This is a genomic window from Enterococcus sp. C57 (assembly GCF_040887305.1).
Lineage (GTDB): Bacteria > Bacillota > Bacilli > Lactobacillales > Enterococcaceae > Enterococcus_B > Enterococcus_B hirae.
In genome coordinates this window covers 159,309-177,354 of sequence record NZ_JBFOFP010000005.1, presented here as the reverse complement: position 1 = coordinate 177,354, position 18,046 = coordinate 159,309, and the positions used below count along the sequence as shown (strand labels likewise).

At 37.7% G+C, this 18,046-nt stretch carries 13 protein-coding genes; 11 read left to right on the top strand and 2 right to left on the bottom strand.

Features of this window, described 5'->3' with window-relative positions:
• Positions 1 to 9 precede the first annotated feature (9 nt).
• Positions 10 to 414, top strand: coding sequence for a GNAT family N-acetyltransferase (locus tag AB5M32_RS08080; protein WP_063626896.1), 405 nt, complete (start codon positions 10 to 12; stop codon positions 412 to 414).
• Between the two features lie 263 nt (positions 415 to 677).
• Entirely contained in the window at positions 678 to 1,865 is a 1,188-nt protein-coding gene (tuf, locus tag AB5M32_RS08075; RefSeq protein ID WP_368024401.1) for an elongation factor Tu, read from the top strand.
• Positions 1,866 to 1,970: 105 nt separating this feature from the next.
• Here tuf and mprF read toward each other — a convergent pair whose 3' ends face one another.
• Both mprF and AB5M32_RS08065 read right to left on the bottom strand, forming a co-directional pair.
• Positions 1,971 to 4,556, bottom strand: a complete 2,586-nt coding sequence (gene mprF, locus AB5M32_RS08070) for a bifunctional lysylphosphatidylglycerol flippase/synthetase MprF (protein ID WP_368024400.1) — start codon at positions 4,554 to 4,556, stop codon at positions 1,971 to 1,973.
• Positions 4,557 to 4,577: 21 nt separating this feature from the next.
• A complete protein-coding gene (locus AB5M32_RS08065; protein ID WP_207414563.1) occupies positions 4,578 to 5,294 on the bottom strand; it encodes an alpha/beta fold hydrolase in 717 nt (238 codons plus the stop codon).
• A 211-nt stretch (positions 5,295 to 5,505) separates the two neighbouring features.
• Between AB5M32_RS08065 and AB5M32_RS08060 the strand changes: the two genes are divergently transcribed.
• The 9 genes from AB5M32_RS08060 (at position 5,506) to xerD (ending at position 18,041) form a co-directional block, all read left to right on the top strand.
• On the top strand, positions 5,506 to 6,138 hold the full coding sequence (locus tag AB5M32_RS08060; RefSeq protein WP_368024399.1) for a lysozyme family protein: 633 nt from the start codon (positions 5,506 to 5,508) through the stop codon (positions 6,136 to 6,138).
• A gap of 144 nt (positions 6,139 to 6,282) precedes the next feature.
• Positions 6,283 to 7,065: a DUF368 domain-containing protein gene (locus AB5M32_RS08055; RefSeq protein ID WP_368024411.1), complete on the top strand. Its 783-nt coding sequence runs from the start codon at positions 6,283 to 6,285 to the stop codon at positions 7,063 to 7,065.
• A gap of 167 nt (positions 7,066 to 7,232) precedes the next feature.
• Positions 7,233 to 9,554 carry a cation-translocating P-type ATPase gene (locus tag AB5M32_RS08050; protein WP_228197418.1) on the top strand — a complete coding sequence of 774 codons (2,322 nt, stop codon included), beginning with the start codon at positions 7,233 to 7,235 and terminating at the stop codon, positions 9,552 to 9,554.
• Between the two features lie 186 nt (positions 9,555 to 9,740).
• Positions 9,741 to 11,582 (top strand): DNA primase, encoded by a 1,842-nt coding sequence (dnaG, locus tag AB5M32_RS08045; protein ID WP_010719587.1) that lies wholly within the window; start codon positions 9,741 to 9,743, stop codon positions 11,580 to 11,582.
• 23 nt (positions 11,583 to 11,605) lie between these two features.
• A complete protein-coding gene (gene rpoD / locus AB5M32_RS08040; RefSeq protein ID WP_010719586.1) occupies positions 11,606 to 12,715 on the top strand; it encodes an RNA polymerase sigma factor RpoD in 1,110 nt (369 codons plus the stop codon).
• A 376-nt stretch (positions 12,716 to 13,091) separates the two neighbouring features.
• Positions 13,092 to 15,419 (top strand): cell division site-positioning protein MapZ family protein, encoded by a 2,328-nt coding sequence (locus AB5M32_RS08035; protein ID WP_368024398.1) that lies wholly within the window; start codon positions 13,092 to 13,094, stop codon positions 15,417 to 15,419.
• A 201-nt stretch (positions 15,420 to 15,620) separates the two neighbouring features.
• Positions 15,621 to 16,484 (top strand): S1 RNA-binding domain-containing protein, encoded by an 864-nt coding sequence (locus AB5M32_RS08030; RefSeq protein WP_010719584.1) that lies wholly within the window; start codon positions 15,621 to 15,623, stop codon positions 16,482 to 16,484.
• A gap of 103 nt (positions 16,485 to 16,587) precedes the next feature.
• Positions 16,588 to 17,061, top strand: coding sequence for a Fur family transcriptional regulator (locus tag AB5M32_RS08025; RefSeq protein WP_010719583.1), 474 nt, complete (start codon positions 16,588 to 16,590; stop codon positions 17,059 to 17,061).
• A gap of 92 nt (positions 17,062 to 17,153) precedes the next feature.
• The gene (gene xerD / locus AB5M32_RS08020) at positions 17,154 to 18,041 is read left to right on the top strand and encodes a site-specific tyrosine recombinase XerD (RefSeq protein WP_207427508.1); all 888 of its coding nucleotides are present in this window, start codon (positions 17,154 to 17,156) and stop codon (positions 18,039 to 18,041) included.
• Positions 18,042 to 18,046: the final 5 nt, after the last annotated feature.

The following is an 18,046-nucleotide window of genomic DNA, read 5'->3' as shown; positions in this document are numbered from 1 at the left end:
AGAAAGCACATGGAATTCAGCGAAGAGAAAAAAATTGACCTTGATGCATTGTTCGCGCTCTATACAGCTGTAGGATGGTCAGCCTATACGAATGACATCCAACAATTAGCTCTGGGAATCCAACAATCTCTCAAAGTGATAACGGTATGGGACGAACAACAATTGATTGGATTGATCCGTAGTGTCGGGGATGGCGAAACAATTCTTTACATTCAAGATTTGCTTGTTCATCCAGCTTATCAAAACATGGGGATTGGGACACAATTAATCGAAAAAATGGTACAAGCTTATCCAAAAGTCAGACAAAAAGTTTTATTGACAGAAAATGAACAACGAACCCGTCGATTTTATGAAAAATGCCAATTTAAATCGGTAGCGACACAAGAAATGATTTGTTTTTATCGCGAATATTGATAGTTACGAAAGAGCCCATTGTAGTGAAAACAAGGAGATAGTCACAACAATTACGCATGGTTGGCTGATGAAAAATTAGTCATTAATCAGCATAAGTGTTCTTGGTTGACTTTGACCAAGTTTGACGTATAATACAAATTGTTCGATACTTACAAAAAGTAAGGCGGACAGATTCTTTTTGGATTTTTCCAAAGAAGTCTATAATGGACAACAGATGAGAGCAAAACTTTAAAGCTCTAAATTAATTAGGAGGTTTGTTAATTATGGCAAAAGAACATTATGATAGAAGTAAACCACACGTAAATATTGGAACCATTGGACACGTCGACCATGGGAAAACTACTTTAACTGCTGCGATCACTACAGTACTAGGTAAAAAAGGCTTAGCAAATCCTCAAGACTATGCTAGTATCGACGCAGCACCAGAAGAACGTGAACGTGGAATCACGATCAATACTGCTCATGTGGAATACGAAACAGACAAACGCCACTATGCACATATCGATGCACCAGGGCATGCGGATTACGTGAAAAACATGATCACTGGGGCAGCTCAAATGGACGGAGCAATCTTGGTTGTTTCTGCTACGGATGGCCCAATGCCTCAAACTCGTGAACACATTTTACTTTCTCGCCAAGTAGGCGTGAAATATTTGATTGTTTTCTTGAACAAAACAGATTTAGTCGATGATGAAGAATTAATTGATCTAGTAGAAATGGAAGTTCGTGAACTATTAAGCGAATATGGATTTCCAGGTGATGATACACCTGTAATCAAAGGATCAGCATTAAAAGCATTACAAGGTGATCCTGATGCAGAAGCAGCTATCATGGAATTGATGGACACAGTCGATGAATACATCCCAACACCAGAACGTGATACGGACAAACCATTATTGTTACCCGTCGAAGATGTATTTTCAATTACTGGACGTGGAACAGTAGCATCTGGTCGGATTGACCGTGGGGCTGTTCGAGTCGGTGATGAAATCGAAATCGTAGGGATCAAACCAGAAACGCAAAAAGCCGTAGTAACAGGAGTTGAAATGTTCCGCAAAACGCTTGATTACGGTGAAGCAGGGGATAACGTAGGTGTGTTATTACGTGGGATTCAAAGAGAAGACATCGAACGTGGCCAAGTGATTGCCAAACCTGGTTCAATTACACCTCATACTAAATTCAAAGCAGAAGTTTATGTTTTGTCTAAAGAAGAAGGCGGACGTCATACACCATTCTTCAATAATTATCGACCACAATTTTATTTCCGCACAACTGACGTAACAGGAACAATTGTTTTGCCAGAAGGAACGGAAATGGTCATGCCTGGCGACAACGTAACGATCGATGTAGAATTGATTCATCCTGTTGCTATTGAAAACGGGACGACTTTCTCCATTCGTGAAGGTGGTCGTACAGTAGGTTCAGGTATCGTAACAGAAATCGAAGCCTAAGAACAAAGGATAGATAAATAAAAAAGACGCACGATTCAACAAGTCAGATGACTTTTAGAATCATGCGTCTTTTTTTCTTCCATCATTAGATATAAGTTGTCATATTCAGCGTTTTTGTAACCATTTCTTTAAACCTACTAATCGCTTTTTATGGTCAACTGGTGCATTATCAATGATCAATAATGCGATCATGACATAGGCAATCCAACTGTCACGTGAATAGGAAGTATAGCGGGAAGTCCAATGAGTCGCATATTTATCTTTATACTCACGCAAGCCGTGGAAAGAGTAAAAATGTGAACCAAATTCATAAACTAAGTAAGCGATTCGTTCTTGAATAAAACTTTTTCTTGAGGTTCCAACGTTGGATAATGGCGCCATCCCCAAGTTGAAAAACTCAATCTGTTCCTCTTTCATATACTCAAATAAATGAAGGAAAAGATAATCCATACTTCCAGCTGGTGCTTTCTCAGGATCATAACGCATCAAATCAATCGTGCCGATTTTGTTATCTGTGTAGGTTGGCATGATCGAAGCAAATGCTACTAAGTCTTGTTGTGGGTCTTTTAAAACAGCGATCGGTGCCCGCTGCAGATAATCTTCTGAGAAGAACCCCAGTGAAAAACCTTTTTCTTTTCGGCTTCCTAACCATTGATCAGAAATTTGTTTGAGTTCAGTCATCTGTGTCGCAGAAAAAGGTGGCTGAATAATCTCAAAAGTAAAACCTTCTCGGTCAATCCGATTCAAGATCGCACGTGACCCTTTCATTTTCTTTCCAGAAGTAGTGAAATTGGCTAATTCAACATGTGCTTCTTCGCCCATTTTGATGAAATCATAGCCAAATTCATGTAAAATCATCACGATTTCTTCACTCGTTTCATAAAAGACGGGTAGGTAACACAAACGATCAGTTTCTTCAATAAACGCTTCGATAGCAGCAGGAAAATCTTCTTTTTTACCCGAAGGATCGCCCATCACGATACATTTATTATTGTAACAAGCAAACTGTAATAAAACCGTTCCAACTTGGTCTTTTTCGTAAATAAACATGCGCTTGTCTTTTAAGAAAATCAATTGACTGTCAGAATTTCCGCCAAAGGTATGGAGGATATTTAACGCTTTTTCTTCATCCAACGGTTCGCCGACTTGCTGTTTCTTTCCTTGTAGGAAGTGGACGAAAAGAATGATGATAAAGCTTACTGCAATAATAGCAAATAATCCAGATAACCAAATCTTTTCTGACGGGAACAAAAAGAACGAAATAAAATGATGCTTACGATGAGGAAATGTTGGCAGATTATAAACACCAATAATGATGTAAAGCAACGCTAAAGCACCAATAATCACACCATCAATCGTCAACCATTCCCATGAATAAATGATTTGTTCTCTAAATAATTCATTTTTCGAAGCAATTACGATCAACAACAGTAACAATAGGAAAATAGCTGCAGTAAAGCTAAAGTCAATAATCGTCACATAAGATGCTGCTAAAAAGATCAGTGCAATAGTTGGCCAATAGGCTCTTTTGACTCTTGCAGCAATCCCACGCCCCATGATGACAAAGAGAAATCCTAACAACATACTTGGGAATTGAATAATAAAATGCAACCTTAACGGATTAATACTATGCAGCCAACGAAACTCGGTAAAAGCTTGTGGGATCGTTGCTGAAAGAACCATCATGATACCAGAAAAATATAAAAGGACGACGACGGCTTTATGAGCAATCTCTGTTGCCAGCTGCTTAGGAATACCAGAATAACGTTGATCAAAGGTTGAGCCAATATTCTTAAAGAAAAAGACGATCCCGATCAAAAAAGGAATAATGTAATAAAAAATTCGGTACAGTAAGATCCAAACGACTACAGTTGCCTTTGGCACACCTATGGCAGAAAGACCGATAATCATCATGATATCAAAACTACCGATTTCACCAGGAATCATCGAGACGATTCCGATAACTGAAGCTGCGATAAAGAGCGGTATCGTTTGCCACAAATCGACTTTGATATCCATAAGTGCCCCAACTGCTAGAAAGGTGAACAAGACACCAGACCACTCTAAGATCGAGACAAGCAGCAATTGTCCTTGTGTTTTTAATGAAAGTCCTCCGAGGTACCCCTCTTTTTTTAAGGTAGTGACTAAAAAAACAAGTGGGAAGTATAACCCACCACCGATCAACCAAATCCAATACTGCTTAATAAAAGGCGCAACCGGTGCAAAAAAGACCATAAAAAAAGAAATCAAACTATAAATAGACAGTCCAGCCATTAGAAATAAAAAGATCTTCGACAAAGCTTGCATCAACTGCTTACTGTCTTTTTTATGACCGTATAATTCGGAGCGTAATCCGATGCTGACAAAGCCGCCAAAACCGGCAACATTGTTGATGGTATTGATCAACCAACTTGTTTCAAATAAATAACTCTTTTTTAATTTTTGTCCCAACAAGCGGTTAAGGATGATGTCATACCCAATCATCGGTGCAACAGATAGTAATCCAACAATGAGCATCAACCCCGTCTTCCAAAGTGGGATCGTTGCAAATGTTTCGGCTAATTGAGCGATCGATAGTGTTTTGCCAATATTGATCAATTCACTAACGATAATGACAACCACAGAAATTAAAAAGATTGTTTTAAAGAGACCTAAATGGTTTTTGAACCATTGTAAGGCTTGTTTTAACAAAAAAATCACCTACTATTCTTATTATTCAGACAAAAAATCTAATACTTCTTGATTGAAACGTTGAGGATCTTTTCTAGCTAACTGATGTCCTTGTTCGTTCACTAAAACAAAAGAAGCATTTGGGATCGTTTTTGCTAGGTAAAGGGAGTGTTGCAGTTTGATCACATCTTTTTTTCCAACAATAATCAATGTTTTACATTTAATTTTCTCTAAATCTGCTGTTGAAAGACCGATATCTTTTAACAACAATTTGATCACCAACAAATTTTTTCTAAGCGATGGGCAAACTAAAGAAAGCAACCACATACCAATATAATGACAGTAGCTAAGCAGTCTCGCTGAGAATAAAACCCCTTTAACTAAAGTATTTCCTGAATTTAATATTAATCGATGTACTTTCTCTGGATAATAACTTGAAAAGACCAATCCAAGATTAGCTCCATCACTAAAACCTAGTATATTTGCTGTTGTAATTCCTTCAAGTAGCATGATGGTATAAAGATCTTCTGCCATCAAACGAAAAGACAAGGTATTTGCTTGATTCGTTGAACGTCCGTGACCTCGACTATCAATGAGATAAACGGTATAAAACTGACTAAAGACAGGAACTTGCTCTGAGAAGAAACGACCACTGCCATCATTACCATGGAGTAAAAACAGAGGCATGCCATTTCCGCTTTTCTCATAATAGATCTCTGTTCCATCAGTCATTTTTGCATATTTCTTTTCTTTTTTCACATAATCACCTACTGGTTAAAGTATAACGACAATTCTCCTATAAGAGCAATTGTTTTCCTAAAAAAACAACGATCATTTTCGTAAGATAGTAAAAAATTCCGAAAATTTCAGTTTTTATTAAGGAAAGGAACAAATGATTAGTAAGAAATAGCCAAGAACGATAATAAATAGTAAGATAAAAAAAGATGTCAAAATAACTAGGTGAATGTTTATGAAAAAAAAGAAAAAATCAATCTTTCGAAGAATCGTCTCTTTTTTACTGATTGTCTTGGTCATAGGAGTATTGATCATCTTAGGAAAAACCTATCAATCGATTAAAAGAGTAGAAAAGTACGAACCAGAAATAACAACAGCAATCAAAAAGTACCATATGGAAGAGTACGAGTCTTTGGTCAAGGGGATCATTTTAACAGAATCAAAAGGCAAGGGGATTGATTTGATGCAAAGTTCGGAAAGCGCCTATGGTAAAGCCAATGTGATCGATAATCAAAAAGAAAGTATCGATCAAGGAGTCAGCTACTTAGCAGAAATGATCAATGAGGCAAAAAAACAAGGATGTGATCTTGATACAGCTATACAAGCCTATAACTTCGGTAAGGATTATATTGTCTACGTAAAAAACCGAGGTGGGGAAAATACTATGGAGATAGCAGAAGAATATTCCAAAAATGTCTTGAGTCCACTTTTAGGTAATGAGAAAAAAACCAAGTATCGCTATTGGCGAGTCCCCTCATTGCTTTACAATGGCGGTTATCTTTATCATAATGGAGGGAACATGTTTTACACAAAAGTTGTCAAGATGAATGAAAACCTCATTGAGTTATATGACAAAGTTTTTAACTAATTGAGTGTAATGCTGAGATTTTTTGCTAGATCTTTATCTTATCAGAAAGAAGGAGTGCTCAAAAAAGTGGAAAAAGAACAAATCATAACAGAAAAGGTAGCGAAAGATTCAGGGAAAGACTGGCTATTGCGCTTTGTAAAGGGAATGTTTATCGGTTCGGGTTTTATTTTACCGGGGGTAAGCGGAGGCGCTTTAGCAGCTGTTTTTGGGATGTACGAACGATTGATCTCTTTTTTAGCTCATCTAACCAGAAATTTTAAAGAAAACGTGCTTTTCTTTTTGCCTGTCGGATTAGGAGGCATCAGCGGAGTCTTTTTGCTTTCCTTTTTGGTGAGTTTCTTATTAGGGACATATGAAACGACGATTTTATGGTTTTTTGTTGGGTGTATTGTAGGTACTGTTCCAGCGTTGTGGAAAGAAGCTGGAAAGAAAGGGCGGCAATCAGGTGATATCATCCTGATGATCGTCACATTGATCGTGGCTTATTTCTTTTTACTTTACGGATCACAACTATTTGATGGTCAAGTTGAACAAAACACAGTAACTTGGATCATCGCTGGCGGTCTAATCGGCTTAGGGATGATTGTTCCTGGACTGAGTCCCTCGAATTTTTTAGTCTATATGGGGTTATACAAGGCGATGGCTGATGGTTTCAAAGAAGCTCGCTTAGACGTGATCTTACCGATCGGTTTAGGTGCGGTAGTCTGCGTGTTGACGTTATCAAAGTTATTTGATTTTATCTTTTCTAAGGCATATAGTAAATTGTTCCATTTTATTTTAGGAGTTGTTTTTGCTTCGACGGTAATGATTGTTCCTACAGATTACACAAATTTAAGTTTACCAGGAATCATCTTTTGTCCCATTTTATTTTTTGCTGGTATCGCATTAGGTTGGTGGATGAGTCGTTTAGAAGAACAATATAAATAAAGGTTGAATGGCACATGATTTTTGCTGGGATTTCTCAGCGGCATAGAATCATGTGTTATTATTTTGTATAAATTTGTAAAAAATAAGTTGTTTTTAATAATAGAACAAGCTAGACTTAAATATATTGATTATTTTTTGAAAGTTGGCGAAAAATGGAAACGAAAGAAATGAAGGGTCTTACTCAGGAAGAAGTGAGACAAAAAATTTCCTCTGGGCAGCAAAATGATTACCAAGAGGATGCATCAAAAAGTACTAAGCAGATTCTTAGTGACAATATACTAACGCTGTTCAACTTTTTAAATTTTGGTATTGGGATTTGCTTACTATTGGTCGGTGCCTATTCCAATATGGCTTACCTGGCAATCATTGTGGTGAATATCATTATTGGTATCTATCAAGAAATCCATGCTAGAAATCTAGTAAGAAAGTTATCGATTGTTTCGCAATCAGAGGTACGAGTTGTCCGCGAAGGAAAAGAGCAGTCGATTTCAACGAAAGAATTAGTTTTAGGAGATGTCGTAAAGATTGGTGCAGGGGAACAGATTCCTTCTGATTTAAGAGTGATCTCAGGACGCGCAGAAGCCAATGAGGCACTATTGACAGGGGAGTCAGACCTGATTGTCAAAACCGAAGGAGATGAATTGCTTTCAGGTAGTTTCTTAACCAGTGGTTCTGTTTTAGCTCAAACGATTCGTGTTGGCGCAGACAACTATGCAGTTCGCCTAACGAGTGAGGCAAAAACCCATAAAGCGATTCATTCTGAACTTGTCGATTCTATTCGAAAAGTATCGAAATTTACTAGCTTCATTATCATTCCATTAGGTATTATTTTATTTTTAGAAGCGTTATTTATCCGTGATGCTTCCATTAAGATTTCTGTTATTGCTTCGGCAGCAGCATTACTAGGGATGTTGCCTAAAGGCTTAGTCCTTTTGATTAGTATTGCACTGACTACTGGTGTAACGAAATTAGCAAAGAAAAGAATCTTGGTCCAAGATATGTATTCGATTGAAACACTTGCTCATGTAGATACGCTTTGCTTGGATAAAACAGGGACGATCACTGAAGGAAAAATGAGTATCCAACGGGTCGAAGCCCTAAATCCTAAGTACGAAAAAGCGATTCCTGAAATCATGGGAACCTATCTAGCTGAAAGCAGTGACAATAATCTTACCATGCGGGCACTTAGAGATTACTTTCAAGTAGCTAATCGCTATACTGTGACTGAAAAGTTAGCTTTCTCTTCTGACCGAAAATGGGGAGCGATGGAGTTTCCTGAATTAGGTGTGATCTATGTAGGAGCTCCTGAACGTTTGGTTGAAAAATCACAACTGCCAGAAAGTTTGGTGGATGCTCAAGCAAATGGCTACCGTGTATTGATGCTGGGTGTCGCTCCTGAACAACATTTGACTGAGGGAGAGCCAAAAGGCGTTGAACCAATCGCGCTGTTTGAGATTGACGATCCAATACGTAAAAATGCAGAAGAAACATTAGCTTATTTACATGCTGAAGGTGTGAATCTAAAGGTTATTTCAGGTGATAATCCGTTCACAGTTTCAAATATTGCCCGTCGTGCAGGCTTACCAAATTATGATTCGTATGTTGATCTTTCTACGATGACAGAAGAAAAAGCTGTCCGGGAAGCCGCTCATGAGTACACGGTCTTTGGTCGTGTGAGTCCACAACAAAAGAAAACATTAGTGAATGAATTAAAACAAAGTGGTGGAACTGTGGCTATGACTGGGGATGGAGTCAATGACGTATTGGCACTGCGTGAAGCAGACTGCAGTATCGCCATGGCTGAAGGAGACGGTGCAACAAGACAAATTGCTAATCTCGTTTTACTTGATTCTGATTTTACGACTTTACCAGAAGTCTTATTCGAAGGGCGTCGTGTCGTAAACAATGTGACCAAAGTTTCAGGTATTTTCTTTATCAAGACGATCTATTCGTTTATTCTTTCTATTTTATGCGCAATTACTGCAATCGGGTTTCCATTCATCCCAATCCAGATCACATTGATTGACTTAGCTATTGAAGGTTATCCTTCTTTCTTCTTATCGTTTGAACAAGATAAACGAAAGATTACCTATCGTTATTTACCAACAGCATTGATCAATGCATTGCCAAATGCATTGCTAGTCGTATTGAATATTATTGTGGTTTATATTTTAGGAAAAGTTTTGCCATTTACCCAGTTGCAAACGACCACTTTAATGTATTATCTATTGATCGGAATCAGCTGTATGGCAGTAGTCAAAGCGTGTTATCCATTTAATCCGTTGCGAATTTTCTTAGCGGTAACAACTGTTGTAGGGATTTATGTAGCAGCGATGCTTTTCCATCATCTGTTAGAAGTTGATCTTGGGTTAGGAACGGCTTGGCCATATTTCATTGGTTTTATGATCGTTAATATCATTTTGAGACTGATTTATGGAAAGACCAATATCCGTGACTACTTATTGAATAAATTAGCAACAACGAAATAAACCGTTGCTTGTTCTTAGAATGACAAGTATTATACTTGAAAAAGTTTAGAATTGTGATAGAATGAAACATGTATAATTGTGTCCTTTAAAATCGCACTGATTTTCGTTAGTGCGATTTTTTACCGGTTATTCTCCTGAGGTATCTCTTTGACAGATGCCAATTAGCTATTTACAGGGGGTGAAAGCATGGCTCAACGGATTCCTCAAGAAGTCATTGAAACGATTCGTGGACAAACGAATATTGTTGAGGTGATTGGTCAATACGTCCAATTAAAAAAATCTGGAAAGAATTATTTAGGTTTGTGTCCTTTTCATGAAGAACGAACACCATCTTTCTCGGTGGCTGAAGATAAACAGATTTTTCATTGCTTTGGTTGCGGAAAAGGAGGAAACGTCTTTACTTTTCTTCAAGAACTAGAAGGACTTAGTTTCCCAGAAGCAGTCGTCAAAGTTGCTGATTTTGAACAAATTCAGTTAGAAGATCAATGGCGCAAACAAACACTTCCCTTCGAAAATAGCGATTCAATTACAGGAAAATTGATTTTAGCGCATGAAAAAGCCGCAGAAGTATATCATCATATGTTGCTACACACGAAAGTAGGCGAGCAAGCTTTAGATTACTTACTACAACGTGGTTTGACACTAGAATTGATTGAAGAATTTGCGATCGGATTTGCACCGAATGAACGTTCATTTTTGAAACAAGTATTTAAAACTGAAGCATACGATCAAGAAGTGTTGGAACGTTCTGGTTTGTTTATCTCCCATGAGGATGGAGGAATATCTGATCGGTTTTACCAACGTATCATGTTTCCTATCAGAAACCCTCAAGGGCGCACGATTGGTTTTTCTGGACGCTGGCTTGCACCAGAAAAAGGACAAGAAAAAGATCAACCCAAATATTTGAATAGTCCAGAAACAGAATTATTCAATAAAAGACAAGTGTTGTTCAACTTGGATAAAGCACGTAGTGATATCCGAAAAAGCGGAGAAGTTCTTTTATTTGAAGGTTTCATGGATGTCATTGCTTCTTGGCAAGCAGGTGTAAAAAATGGGATAGCTTCCATGGGAACGAGTTTAACGAATCAACAGATCCAGCAGATCGAACGAGTAACCAAAGAACTAGTTTTTTGTTACGATGGAGATAAGGCAGGATTCGAGGCAACGAATCGAGGGATCGAATTGTTACGACAAAATAGTCGATTGCAATTATCAATCGTTGTGATTCCGGAAAAACTTGATCCCGATGAATATTTACGTAAATATGGAAATGACTCCTTTAATGAACTGATCTTTCATGGTCGTGAAACGGTCTTTACTTTCAAGTCACGTTATTTGAAGCAAGACAAGAACCTGGAGAATGAAAAAGATAAAATCCAGTACTTAGAAGAGGTATCGAGAGAACTTAGTCAAGTTGTCTCGCCAATCGAACAAGATATGTATTTGTCGCAACTAGCGACCGAATTTCAACTTAGTCGTGAAACCCTGCAAAAGCAAATACGGGATTTTCGCAGGGAAAATCAAACGAATCGAACCAACCAACCAACGACATTGCCAGAACCAGCTATTTCACGGACGGCAATAACGAAAAAGAGACCGCTGACTCAAGTAGAAAAAGCGGAACAAATGCTCTTGTACAGAGTGTTCAAAGAGATATCTGTCCGTAATCTTTTGAAAGAACAGCAATTTCAGTTTATTCATGACATTTATGCAGAAGTATATTTTTTATTCGATGCATTTGTGTCACAACATGATGAATTCAACCTTGCGGAGTTTTTGGACTTTTTGCAAGATGAAAATTTAAGGCGTTTAGTGGTGGAAATCGAGTATTTGCGTGTAGCCGAAGAAAGCACACCAAGAGAAATCCAAGACTTATTGCGTGTAATCAGAAAGTCTAGTTTAGCTGATGAAATAACTTTAAAAAAACAAATGCAGCAAGAGGCTAGAAGAACTGGAAACAAGCAATTAGAATTGGAATTAACGATTGAGATCATTAATTTAACAAAACAGTTAAAACAAGCCGAATAGCTACTCAAGGGGGGCCTTCTTTTATGGCAAATGTAACAGAGAATAAAAAGTATGAAGCAGCAGTAGCAGCTTTTATCAAAGAAAACAAACCAAAAAGACAAGTCGTGTATGATGATCTTTCAAATAAACTTGCAACGCCATTCACATTGAATGCGGATGAGATGGATAAATTGATCCAAAAAGTCGAGGATGCTGGAATCAGCGTTGTTGATGAAAATGGAGATCCATCGATCCATAGCTTGAAGAGTGCAGAGAAAAAAGCGGAACAAGCAAAAACAGAAGATCTGTCAGCACCTACTGGTGTAAAAATCAACGATCCAGTTCGTATGTATTTAAAAGAGATTGGTCGTGTTTCCCTATTAACTGCGGAAGAAGAAGTAGCTCTTGCTTTAAAAATCGAAGAAGGTGATCAAGAAGCAAAACAGCGTTTAGCTGAAGCAAACCTTCGTTTGGTCGTAAGTATTGCTAAGAGATATGTTGGACGTGGCATGCAATTTCTTGATTTGATCCAAGAAGGAAATATGGGCTTGATGAAAGCTGTTGAAAAATTTGACTATCGTAAAGGATTCAAATTTTCAACTTATGCTACATGGTGGATCAGACAAGCAATCACTCGTGCCATCGCTGACCAAGCACGTACGATCCGTATCCCAGTGCATATGGTAGAAACCATCAATAAATTGATCCGTATCCAACGTCAATTACTTCAAGATTTAGGAAGAGAACCGACGCCAGAAGAAATTGGTGCAGAAATGGACCTTCCTACAGAAAAAGTACGTGAAATATTGAAAATTGCGCAAGAGCCAGTTTCTTTAGAAACACCAATTGGTGAAGAAGATGATTCTCATTTAGGAGACTTCATTGAAGACCAAGAAGCTACTAGTCCTGCAGAGCATGCGGCTTATGAATTGTTAAAAGAACAATTAGAAGATGTTTTAGATACATTGACTGACCGCGAAGAAAATGTTCTCCGCCTACGTTTTGGTTTAGACGATGGTCGTACCAGAACACTCGAAGAAGTTGGGAAAGTATTCGGAGTAACACGTGAACGTATTCGACAAATCGAAGCGAAAGCGTTACGCAAATTACGCCATCCATCACGCTCAAAACAATTGAAAGATTTCTTAGAGTAAAAATAGGATTCAAATTTTGAATCTTATAGACAATGACTGTCTTTTAAAATAGCGAGTAGCCTTTAGTGAAAACAAAGTAGCACGGGATCAGAATAGATGATGCCGTGCTATTTTTTTTTAGTCAATAGCTGAGTCAAAAGCTTGAATCTGATCATAATAAACAAATAATTGATGCGCTATTAAGATTATGATGATGAAAACATAAATAATTGCGTAACTATGCGTAATTATAAGAAACTTTTTATAAATTATTTGTTTTATTTTTACGAGTTATACTATTTGACATCTGTTTGATCAAAATAGGCTCTTGGCGAAACTTTCAGAATATGGTAGATTAAATGGTAGCGTAAACCTAACAAAAGGAGCCGATCGCTCAGTGATAAAAAAATGCCCAACGTGTGGATCAAAGAAAATCAAAGGAAAGTTGATTTGTCCTGATTGTGGTTACCAAATAAAAGAGCAAGACCAACACACGAATGAAGAAAAGAACAACAGTCAATTACCAATAGATTCTTCAGAAGAACATTTTCCTGACACGGAATTAAATGATCCAATCGAATGGTCAGAATTAACAGAGTTACCATTAGAATCGGTCATGGCCTTGTTTAAAGAAGAATCATCTGAAGAAACGAATCTAGCAGAAACTAATGATGCTGAAGATGTAGTCACTAAAAAGGCAAATACAAAGCCGTCAACAAGTGAAGAAGGAACTGATTCGAAAAAACAAGCTAACGGCGATGAAATGACGGATGAACTCGAATCAGAACAACAAAAAAGAGTAGCTGAATTAAAAGAATTTGTTGATCATGAAAAAGAAAATTCGATTTTATCTGCTTATATCAAAGCTCATAGAGAAGATACAACAGAAGAACATGCAGAAGAATTGATGCGAATGATCCAAGAGGAACTCGCAGCTAAAAATGCCAAAGAGACTGATTCAAAACAAGAAAGTACAGTGCCAGTAACTAACGAACGTGAAACGAAAGAAAAGGAAACAGTTGATACGAAGGATAGCGTTGTTCAGCCAACTGACCATCAAGCGATTGATCAAGAAGAAACGTTCGAAACGGCAACAGAAAAAAATCATGAACGCTTAACGGTACCCCAAACTTCAGAAGAAAATCAATTGCTTTCTTCTAAGGAACAAACTGAAGAACCAGTGCCCGCTTCAAAATCGACTCACGTCCAATCGTCGTCAGAAAATCTTTTGATAGGAAAAAAAGAAGTCGAAGAAAAAGCGAGTGCGGAAGATGTCGATAAAAACTCAACCCATGAGGACGAAGCGTTAAACGAAAATTTGAAACCTGAAGTTTCAGAAAAAGATATTCCGAAAGCAGCTCCATCACAAGAGAATCAATCAAACGGAGAAGTTCTAAAAGAAGAAATATCGAAAGAAGAAACAGCAAAAGAAGAAGTACCGAAAGAAGAATCGGTAAAAGAAGAAGAACCAAAAGAAGAAATTCGTAAGAAAGATTCTTCAAAACCAGAAGCTATAGAAAAAACAGAATTATCAAATGAAATCGATCAAAGGACAGAAACGGAACAAAAAGAACCAGTTACATCAGCAAAGACTGATGAGGGGAAACGAAAAAGATCGAAAAAAGGACCGTATCTGGCTTTAGCAGCAATCGTCTTGCTCGGAGTCGGTGGTTGGGCTTATTATGACCATCAGCAAGATGTTCAGGCACAAATCGCTGCACAAGAAGAAAGACAAAAACAAAAGGTGGCAGATCTACAAACAGCCTTGAATGCTTTTTATACAGATCCGTCTCACCAGTTTATCCGTACTTCAATGATCAATCAAGACTTAGCTAAACTAAAGACTGATCTGAATGACGTAAAAAAAGAGAAAGAATATCCTGAATTAGAAAAAACATTCCAGGATATCCAAACCAAAATCAAAGATATTCAACGTGTCAACCAGTTATTTACTTCGGTAGTGATTGACGATGATCATTTAGCAGCTGATCCCAAACTAAAAGAGGATCAAGCCATTCAACCAATGACTACAAATGAAACTGCTTTTGGACGTCTGATCAAGCAAGCGCAAACCGAAGCAGAGGACCAATACAAACAATTGCAGACGGCTAAAGATAAAGTGAACGTTGTCTATCATGATAATCAAGTCGTAGACAGTGCGAACAGAGAGCAGTATGACGAAGCAAAAAATGCTGTAGAGCAAATCAAAAATGAAGAGCTAGCTGTCGCTTTAAAAGATCAACTAAAAAAAGTAGATGAAACATTGACTGCGAAAGAGCAGAAAGAAGCACAAGCAAAAGAAGAAGCGAAAAAAGCTGAAGAAGCAAAAAAAGCAGCTGAATCAGCCAAACAAGCTGCAGCTCTGGCTGCACAACAAGCAAAATCTAGTTCCACTACCAATAAGACTAATAAGACTAATTCAGCCAATCAACCCATCATGTCAACTCGACAAAGTGATGTGGCTGATGCATCTAATCCAGCATGGAATTGGGCACCAGGAGTCCAACAAAGTGTTATTGCTACTTGTATTCAACGAGGCTACATTGTGGCAGGTGGATATAAACTAGAAAAAGCGAGAATCGAAAATGGTGAAGGTTACTATAATCTTTATGCTACTTCAACCCAATCTAATTTGATGCGTGGAATCGGTGAAAGTGCATTGCCATTTTATATTGTGACGATCAATTGTAAAACAGGCTGGTTTGGCGGAAATGGCAGCCATTAATCTGCTAGATAGACAATGATCAAATACTACTCAGATATCGTAGATCGTATGGAACTAAGTGGATGACCATATAGGATCAGATACACGATGTCTGAGTTTTTTTGCGACGACTAAGACCAAACCAACTACTAATCATGGGAACATTATGTTATGATAACTAAGAAAAGATGGCTGAATCTTTTATAAATAAGGAGAAATAAGATGAATGAATTATTGGCAACAATATTTACCGGAATGGTAATTGATGAAAATGAAAAAAATTACTTTGTCCAGAAAAATGGACAAACTTTTGGATTAAGTAAAACCGAAGGGACCTATCGTATCGGTGAAGCAGTCGAAGGGTTTGGTTATCAAAATCAAAAACATGAAAATCGTTTTACTACGTTGATTCCTAAAAGTCGAATTGGTCACTATGCTTTTGGTACAGTGACTGCTTCACGAAAAGATCTAGGAGTATTCGTCGATATTGGATTACCCGACAAAGATTTTGTAGTCTCATTAGATGAACTACCAACGATGACAGAACTTTGGCCTAAAAAAGGCGATCGTTTAATGGTTGCTTTAAGAGTCGATAGCAAAGACCGAATTTGGGGTAGTTTAGCCGATGAAAAGATTTTTAAATCATTGAGTAAACGTGGAACAGAAGAAATCAAAAATAAAGACATTACAGGCGTTGCTTACCGCTTGAAACTGACCGGAACGTACGTCTTAACAGATGATTATTATATCGGATTTATCCACCCATCTGAACGCTATAATGAGCCGCGCTTAGGTGAACAAGTCAAAGGACGAGTAATTGGCGTGAGACCTGATGGAGTATTGAATCTTTCATTAAAACCAAGAGCATATGAAGCAATCTCTGATGATGCACAAATGATTTTAACGATCATCGAACGATCAGCAGATGAGCAAATCCATTTTACTGACAAATCTGATCCGGAAGATATCATGAAAACTTTTGGTATAAGCAAGGGAGCTTTTAAACGAGCAATCGGCAATCTATTAAAACAAGGACTAGTCAAACAAGAAGCAGGCGTAACGAAACGAATTAGAAAATCTAATTGAGAATACCTTGCATGTTTTTCTTAACTAGCTTATAATTATTTTAATTTAGAAAGAGATTCCTTTTGTTTGATTATAATTATTATAAATTGTCGGGGTTGAATACATGGTTATGAATGCGATGTCAGTAATGAAAAAAACGAAACAACAATTGCACGAGTCGGGGTTCAAATTAACCCCACAAAGAGAAGCAACTTTACAAGTACTTTTAGAAAATGAGAAAGAACATTTATCGGCAGAAGAAGTCTTTTTTCTAGTGAAAAAAAAGAGTCCAGAAATTGGGTTAGCTACTGTCTATCGGACGTTAGAGATTTTGACCGATTTGAAAGTCATTGATAAAGTCAGCTTCAATGATGGTGTTGCTCGCTATGACTTGAGAAAAGAAGGAGCAAAACATTTCCATCATCATTTATTGTGTTTACGATGTGGCACGATTGAAGAGGTTGAAGAAGATTTATTGTGTGAAGTGGAAGAAATTGTGGAGCAACGGTATCACTTTTTGGTAAAAGATCATCGCTTAACATTTCATGGTATTTGTCAAAAATGTTACACTAAAGAAAAAGAAAGCAAAACCGTCTGATTGCTAGACGGCTTTTTCTTTGCCTAGCTGTAAAATAGACTATCGAAAATGAAGGGTATCTGATATGATAGAAGAGCACGAGGTGGATTATTATGAATGAAGAAATTAATGATTATCTCCACTATTTGACGATTGAACGTGGCTTGTCATTAAATACGAGAAAAAGTTATGAACGAGATTTGTTACAGTATCTTCACTATTTAGAAGATGAGCAAATCACTTCCTGGCAAGATGTCGATCGCTACGTCGTGATCAATTATCTGGAAAAGATGCATGATGAAAAGAAAGCTCCAGCAACCGTGACCAGAATGATTACTAGCTTGAGAAGATTTCATCAATTCTTACGTCAAGAACGATTGACTGATCATGACCCGATGCAACACATTGATACGCCTAAAAAGGTTCAAAAGTTACCTAGTACCTTATCCTTGACTGAGGTTGAACGATTGATCGAAACACCTGATACAACCAAAAATCTAGGGATCAGAGATCGAGCAATTCTAGAAGTCATGTATGCAACAGGTATGCGTGTCAGTGAACTCGTTGGTTTAAAGCTAAGTGATCTTCACTTGTCGCTCGGCTTGGTCCAAACACTTGGTAAAGGGGACAAAGAACGGATCATACCTCTAGGTGATTATGCGATCCAATGGATGGAGCGGTATCTAGACGAAGCACGCCCCCTCCTTGTAGCGAATCCTTCTGAAACGCATGTATTTGTCAATCATCATGGTACAGGGTTATCACGGCAAGGTATCTGGAAAAACCTTAAACAATTAGTGCGTGAAGCAGGAATCAATAAAGAGGTGACCCCTCATACTTTAAGGCATAGTTTTGCGACACATTTGCTGGAAAATGGTGCAGATCTTCGAACGGTACAGGAATTATTAGGACATGCTGATATCTCAACAACACAAATTTATACACATATCACAAAGAAAAGAATGACGGATGTTTATAAGCAGCATTTTCCAAGGGCTTAGTCATA

Excerpts from the sequence above, each read along its gene's own strand:
- AB5M32_RS08080 (WP_063626896.1), top strand. The coding sequence starts at position 10 with ATGGAATTCAGCGAAGAGAAAAAAATTGACCTTGATGCATTGTTCGCG.
- tuf (WP_368024401.1), top strand. The coding sequence starts at position 678 with ATGGCAAAAGAACATTATGATAGAAGTAAACCACACGTAAATATTGGA.
- AB5M32_RS08060 (WP_368024399.1), top strand. The coding sequence starts at position 5,506 with ATGAAAAAAAAGAAAAAATCAATCTTTCGAAGAATCGTCTCTTTTTTA.
- AB5M32_RS08055 (WP_368024411.1), top strand. The coding sequence starts at position 6,283 with ATGTTTATCGGTTCGGGTTTTATTTTACCGGGGGTAAGCGGAGGCGCT.
- AB5M32_RS08050 (WP_228197418.1), top strand. The coding sequence starts at position 7,233 with ATGAAGGGTCTTACTCAGGAAGAAGTGAGACAAAAAATTTCCTCTGGG.
- dnaG (WP_010719587.1), top strand. The coding sequence starts at position 9,741 with ATGGCTCAACGGATTCCTCAAGAAGTCATTGAAACGATTCGTGGACAA.
- rpoD (WP_010719586.1), top strand. The coding sequence starts at position 11,606 with ATGGCAAATGTAACAGAGAATAAAAAGTATGAAGCAGCAGTAGCAGCT.
- AB5M32_RS08030 (WP_010719584.1), top strand. The coding sequence starts at position 15,621 with ATGAATGAATTATTGGCAACAATATTTACCGGAATGGTAATTGATGAA.
- AB5M32_RS08025 (WP_010719583.1), top strand. The coding sequence starts at position 16,588 with ATGGTTATGAATGCGATGTCAGTAATGAAAAAAACGAAACAACAATTG.
- xerD (WP_207427508.1), top strand. The coding sequence starts at position 17,154 with ATGAATGAAGAAATTAATGATTATCTCCACTATTTGACGATTGAACGT.